At 72.9% G+C, this 6,042-nt stretch carries 6 protein-coding genes; 2 read left to right on the top strand and 4 right to left on the bottom strand.

Annotated features, from left to right (window positions below; all coding sequences use genetic code 11):
* Positions 1 to 287 precede the first annotated feature (287 nt).
* The gene (locus tag LCD33_RS16160) at positions 288 to 461 is read left to right on the top strand and encodes a hypothetical protein (protein ID WP_224961281.1); all 174 of its coding nucleotides are present in this window, start codon (positions 288 to 290) and stop codon (positions 459 to 461) included.
* Between the two features lie 93 nt (positions 462 to 554).
* Here the strand turns inward: LCD33_RS16160 and LCD33_RS16155 are convergent, their stop codons facing one another.
* Genes LCD33_RS16155 through LCD33_RS16145 form a run of 3 tightly spaced genes read right to left on the bottom strand, consistent with a single transcriptional unit; the run spans position 555 to position 3,555 of the window.
* Positions 555 to 1,373 carry a carbohydrate ABC transporter permease gene (locus LCD33_RS16155; RefSeq protein WP_224961279.1) on the bottom strand — a complete coding sequence of 273 codons (819 nt, stop codon included), beginning with the start codon at positions 1,371 to 1,373 and terminating at the stop codon, positions 555 to 557.
* Complete coding sequence (locus tag LCD33_RS16150; protein WP_224961277.1) at positions 1,370 to 2,236, bottom strand: carbohydrate ABC transporter permease; 867 nt, start codon at positions 2,234 to 2,236, stop codon at positions 1,370 to 1,372. The genes LCD33_RS16155 and LCD33_RS16150 overlap by 4 nt, the downstream gene beginning before the upstream one ends.
* Positions 2,236 to 3,555, bottom strand: a complete 1,320-nt coding sequence (locus LCD33_RS16145) for an extracellular solute-binding protein (protein WP_224961275.1) — start codon at positions 3,553 to 3,555, stop codon at positions 2,236 to 2,238. Before LCD33_RS16145 ends, LCD33_RS16150 begins: the two co-directional genes overlap by 1 nt.
* Positions 3,556 to 3,748: 193 nt before the next feature.
* Here LCD33_RS16145 and LCD33_RS16140 point away from each other — a divergent pair, with 193 nt between their 5' ends.
* Positions 3,749 to 4,987 (top strand): ROK family transcriptional regulator, encoded by a 1,239-nt coding sequence (locus LCD33_RS16140; RefSeq protein WP_224978009.1) that lies wholly within the window; start codon positions 3,749 to 3,751, stop codon positions 4,985 to 4,987.
* A 55-nt stretch (positions 4,988 to 5,042) separates the two neighbouring features.
* Here LCD33_RS16140 and LCD33_RS16135 read toward each other — a convergent pair.
* The coding region (locus tag LCD33_RS16135; RefSeq protein WP_224978008.1) for an SGNH/GDSL hydrolase family protein at positions 5,043 to 6,042 on the bottom strand (1,000 nt) is incomplete at its 5' end.

The raw sequence follows: 6,042 nt of genomic DNA, 5'->3' as shown, positions 1-6,042 counted from the left end.
GCGCCGTGTGTTTGGTCGTTTGCCCGGGGGTTCCCCCCCCCCCCCCCCCCCGCGGGGCCGCCCCCCCCCCCCCCCCCGCCCGGCGCCCCCCCCCCCCCCCCCCCCCCCCCCCCCCCCCCTTCCGCATTTCCGGGAAGAAACCCGCAATTCCGCGGATTCATCGCGACCGCAGTCCGCGAAACCGGCGAATCGGTCCGGAACTTCCGAAAAATGGATCGACGGAACGGAACCCGCCGGGCACCCTGCACGTCCTAAGAACAACGGATCACGAGGGGAGGAGGTGTGTCATGGCGGGTGCGGCGCTGTTGCTGCTGGCGTTGATCGCGATCGTGATGGTCTTGCTCGCACCGGACCGGCACGACGACGCGGACGACCACGAGGTGCGGATTCCCGCGCCCCGGGCGGAAGGCGAGCTCGGCTCGGCTCGTCCGGGCGCGGTCGACGAGAAGGAACGGGCCTGATGGACGGTGTCCCGAGGAGCGGATCTGCGGGTGGACGAGCGGCGAGTGGAGATCATTCCCTCGCCGCTCGTGCCACTTCCGCTCCCGCACACGTCATTTGATCGCCCCGGTGAGCGTGAAAGCGCCGCCCAGCGATCGGGACACCAGCAGGTACAGCCCGATCACCGGAGCCGTGTAGAGGATCGAATAGGCGGCGAGCTGCCCGTAGGCGATCAGCCCGCCCTGGCCGAAGAACGCGAACACCCCCACCGAGGCCGGCTGCTTCGCCGCGTCCAGCAGCAGCACGAACGGCACGAAGAAGTTCCCCCAGGCGTTGATGAACGTGAAGATCCCGACCACGCCCATGCCGGGGACGATCAGCGGCAGCACCACCGAGCGCAGCGCCTGCATCGCCGAGGCCCCGTCCACCCAGGCCGCCTCCTCCAAGCTGATCGGCACGCCGTCCATGAAGTTCTTCGTCATCCAGATCGCCACCGGCAGCGAGGTCGCGGCCAGGAACAGCGTGGTGCCGAACATCGAATCGACCAGGTCCAGCCGGACGAACATGCTGTACACCGGCACCATCACCGCCGTGATCGGCAGCCCGGTCGCGAACAGCACGGTGTACAGGAACGGCCGCCGGAACCGGGACCGGTAGCGGGACAGCGGGTAGGCGCACAACACCGCCGCCAGCACCGAGATCAGCGCCGCGCCACCGGACAGCAGCAATCCGTTCCACAGTGGACGGATCGTGGTCTCCCAGTCCAGCACCTGCTCGAAGTTCTCCAGCGTGAACCGCTGGGGCACCGCCGCCGACAGCGGCGCCTCCGCGTCGAACGCGGCGGTGAGCAGCCACAGCAGCGGCGCCAGGAACAGCAGCGCGATCACCCCGAGCAGCGAGCCGACCAGCGCCGACTCGCCCCGGCGGCTCACACCTCCTCCCGCAGCGTGCGGGCGTAGACCACGGCGAACAGCGCGCCGACCGCCAGCAGCACCAGCGAGATCGTGGCGCCGTAGCCGATCTCGTCCAGCTCGAAGGCCTCGTCGTACATCAGCAGCGGCAAGGTCTGCGTCGCATCCCCCGGACCGCCCGCGGTGAGCACGTAGATCAGCGTGAACACCCCCAGCGTCTGCAAGGTCACCAGCATCAGGTTCGTCAGCACCGAACGGCGGATCACCGGCAACGTCACGTGCCGGAAGCGGCGCAGCGCCCCCGCCCCGTCCACCTCGGCGGCCTCGGTGAGCTCGGTCGGCACCTCGGACAGCGCCGCCTGGTACACCAGCATCGAGAACGCGGTGCCGCGCCAGGCGTTGCCCAGCACGATCGCCAGCAGCGGCGCGCTGAACAGCCAGTCCTGGCTCAACCCGACCGCGCCGAGCAGCGCGTTCAACGTGCCCTCCGGGTTCAGGAACGCGTACAGCGCGAACGCGGCCACCAGCTCCGGCAGCACCCAGGCGGACACCACCGAGACGCCGACCGCGTTGCGCAGCAGCCGGTTCCGGTGCCGGGTCAGCACCGCGATGAGCAGCCCGAGCCCGTTCTGCCCGATCACCGCCGAACCGACGGTGAACACCACCGTCAGCCACGCCGAGTGCCACAGCGCCGGATCGGCGAACAGGCGGCGGAAGTTCTCCAGGCCGACGAACTCCGGGGAGGTCGCCGCCGCCCCGGTCAGCGCCGCGTTCGTGAACGAGACGTAACCGCTCCACAGGATCGGGCCCGCCACGAACAGGCCGAGCAGCAGCACCGCGGGCGCCATCGGCAGCAACCACCGCGACAGCACGGCGCCGCGCATCAGCCGCCCCGGGTCTCGTCCGGGCCGGCGATGCGCCGCACCTGCTCGGTCCACCGCTGGGACACCTGCTCCGGGTCCGCGCCGCCCGCGACGTCGAGCACCGATTGCTGGATCTCCTCGGAGATCTTCGGGTACTCCGGCAGCGTCGGGCGGTAGTGCGTGCCCTCCAGCAGCCCGAGCCAGAACCCGGCCAGCGGGTTCGCCGCGGTGAGCCGCGGATCGGCCGCCGAGTCCTCCCGGGACGGCAGGTTCCCGGAGGACAGCGCGTACTCGGTGACGTTGTCCCGGCTCAACGCGATCGTGAGGAACTCGAAGGCGTCGTCCTGCTTGCCGCCGGAAGCGCTCATCGCCAGCGTCCAGCCACCGGACGTCGACACGGTGCCACCGCCGTCCCGCGTCGGCATCGGCGCGGCGGACATCGTCTCCGCCCAGTCCCGCCAGCCCGCGGATTCCCACTGCCCGGAGGCGAAGCTGCCGTCCAGCCGCATCGCGACCTTCCCCTGCCGGGTGAGGTCGTCGCGGAGCTTCTTGTCGTACTGGGCGTCGGCGATCTGCGCGCGGCTCTGGGTGAGCCCTTCGCCGACGGCGGTGGACAGGAAGCGCATCGCCTCGGTGAAGCCCGCGTTCGGCGCGATCCACCTGCCGTCGTGCAGCGAACCGGTCTCGGTGCCGTGCAGCAGCATCAGCACCGTCTGCATGGTCACCGCTTCGCCTTCCGCCTTGCCCATCGGCAGGTCCAGGCCGATCACGTCGGGGAACCGCTGCTTCACCCGGCGGGCGGCGGCGAGCACGTCGTCCCAGCCGTCCGGTTCCCAGTCGGCGGGCAGTCCCGCGCGGGCGAACAGGTCGCGGTTGAACCAGATGCCGCGGGTGTCGGTGTCCAGCGGGATGCCGTAGGTGCGGCCGTCGGTGGCGCGCCCGGCCTGCTTGGTGGTGTCGATGAAGTGGTCCCAGTCCGCCCAGTCCGCGAGCCGCTCGTCCAGCGGCGCCAGGTAGCCGGCGGCCACGTCGGAGTTGACGGTGAAGCTGTCCTCGTAGAGCACGTCCGGTGCGGTCTTCGCGGAGCGCATCCGCAGCTGCAGCTTCGACAGGTACTCGCCCTCGGGCGCCACCACCGGGTCCAGCGAGACGTGCTTGCCCGGGTTCGCCTGCTCGTACTGCTGCTTGACCCGCTGCATCAACGCGTCGACCTGCGTGGAGTTCCCGTAGCGGTGGTAGGCCACGCTGATCGTGTCCGGGTCGTCGGCCGTCCCGCCGCCGCAGCCGGTGGCTGCCAGCACTGCGGCGATCAGGACCAGGGGTAATCGTCGGCGAGGCATCGATCCTCCCGGTGCGGGACTCGTCCCGGTAGCCGTCGCGGCCGCCCCGGTCGGGGACCGGCCGGTCTTCGATGAGCTGCGCGATCACCTGACCCGCTCGGCGCTTGCGCCCGATGTGAGATCAGGATCACACTGCACCGTAATTCCATTCGATGAAGCAAGTCAACGACACGAGCGCCTCGGGAGCCCCCGCATGCGGCAGGAGTTCTGGCAGGGCACCAACCTCCCCAGGGTGGGCGGGTTCAACCGCGCGGTCGTGCTGGACGCGATCCGCGCGAACGGCGGCGTGAGCCGCGTCGAACTCGCCCGCAGGACCGGGCTCACCGCGCAGACCATGTCGAACATCGTGCGGGCACTGATGGCCGACGGGCTCGTCACCGAGGACGGGCACGCGCCCTCCACCGGCGGCAAGCGGCGGGTGATGCTGCGGGTCGTGCCGGACGCCTACCAGTCGGTGGGCCTGCACCTGGATCCGGAGCGGATCACCGGGGTGCTGCTGGACCTGGACGGGCGGGTGCGGGCGCGCAGCACGCGGCGCGTCGCCGCGGGCGCCTCCCCGGACGCCGGCGCCGACGCGCTCGCCCGCACCGTCGGGCACCTGGTGCGGCGCTCCACGGCCGCATCCACCGAGGACGGGGAGGTCGAGGGCGGCCGGGTGCTCGGCGTGGGTCTCGCCGTGCCGGGTCCGGTGGACGACGCCCACCGCCGGGTGTTCAGCCCGCCGAACCTGCCCGGCTGGCCCGAAGTCCCGCTCGCCGACCTGGTGGAGGAGCGCGCCGGGCTGCCGGTGGTGATGGACAACGACGCGACCGCCGCGGCCATCGGCGAGCGGTGGTCGGGCGGCGCGGAGCGGTCCGGCTCGTTCGTCTACGTCTACCTGGGGTCCGGGGTCGGGCTGGGCGTGGTGCTCGGCGACCAGGTGTACCGGGGGCTCAGCGGGAACGCGGGCGAGGTCGGGCACCTGCCCACCGGCACCGGCAAGGAGTGCGCGTGCGGCAAGCGCGGCTGCCTGGAGGCCTACTGCTCGATGCGGGCCGTCGTCGCCGAGTGGACCGCCGCGGGCGGCGACGACGGCGGCGCCGCGATCTCCGACGCCTACCAGCGGATCTGCCGGGACGCGGCGCGCGGCGACGTGGCCGCCGCCCGGTTGCTGCGGCAGGCCGCGAGCAGGCTGGGGCAGGCGCTGGCGACCGTGGTGAGCGTGCTGGACGTGGACCGGGTCGTGCTCGGCGGGCCCGCGCTGCGGCACGGCGGGGAGATCATCCGGGAGCGGGTGCGCAGGCAGCTGCTGGGCCAGGTGCGGGCGGCACGAGCCCGCCCGGTGGAGGTGCACTCGGCGCTGATCGGGGAGGACGCGGGCGCGGTCGGCGCGGCCTCGCTGGTGCTGGACCACGCGTACTCGCCGCGGCTGGCGACGTTGCTGGGCGGATGAGCCCGCGCCGCCCGGAGTCCCCGCCCGTCCCGGACCCGGGACGGGCGGGACCCGGTCAGGCGTCGGCGCGCACCTCGGCGGCCGCGCTCCCGGCGCCGTCCCGCACCGCGTCGGCGAAGGCGCGGCCGAAGGCCGCCATGCCGCGGGCGTTCGGGTGCAGCGGCGCGGCCACCGAGGTCGGCAGCACGCCCTCCAGGTACTTGTCCTGCGGTGCGGCGCACACGTCGTGTCCCTCGCTGACCGCTCCGATGTCGACGAACTCGGCACCGTGCGCGACCGCCCGCTCGCGCAGCAGGTCGCTCAACCTGTCCACGTTGGACTGGATGTAGTCGGCGTCCCGGCCCCAGATCGGTTCCTTCGGGTAGCACCCGCCGGGCCGGACGTAGGTGCCGTAGCCCGCGACCACGACCTTCGCGTGCGGCGCGCGGGCCGCGATGCCCTCCAGCGCCGCGTCGAGGTCGCCGGAGATGCCGTCGACGCGGGTGGCGAGTTCGTCGCCGTGCGCCGTGTACTTCTCCGCGCAGGACCGCCCGATGGGTTCCGGCAGCGCGTTCAGGCAGCTGACCGCGGCACCGACCAGGTCCACGTCGTTGCCGCCGATGGTGAGGGTGACCAGGTCGGTGGTGGTGCTCAGCGCGTCGAACTGCGGGGGGAGGAAACCGTGCTGGCGGCCGGTGAAGTCCTCGATCTCGGCGCCGGAGCAGGTCGCGTCGGTGAGCTCCGCGCCGAGCGCGTCGGCGACGACCCGCGGGTAGTTCCGGGTGGAGCGCAGGCACGCGAGGTTCGGGTCCGGTCCGGGGATCAGCGGGCCGGCGGCGGCGGAGTCGCCGAGCGCCACGTAGTGGATCGGTGCCGCGGCGGTCGTTGTCGCGGCGGTCGGTGCCGCGGTGAGCGGTTCGGCGGCGTGCGCGGGCACCGGTGCCAGCGCGCAGGCCACGAGGGCGGCGGCCGCGCCCCGGCGGAGCGCCCGGCGGGGGTGCGCGGCGGTCCGGTCGAGGCGTCGTCGGCGGCCGGGACCGGCGGGAGGGATGTCCACGGAGACCTCCGGGAGGGGG

This window comes from Saccharopolyspora sp. 7B (genome assembly GCF_020177435.1).
Lineage (GTDB): Bacteria > Actinomycetota > Actinomycetes > Mycobacteriales > Pseudonocardiaceae > Saccharopolyspora_C > Saccharopolyspora_C gregorii.
The sequence above is the reverse complement of the archived record's forward strand: the minus strand, read 5'-3'. Positions and strand labels throughout refer to the sequence as shown.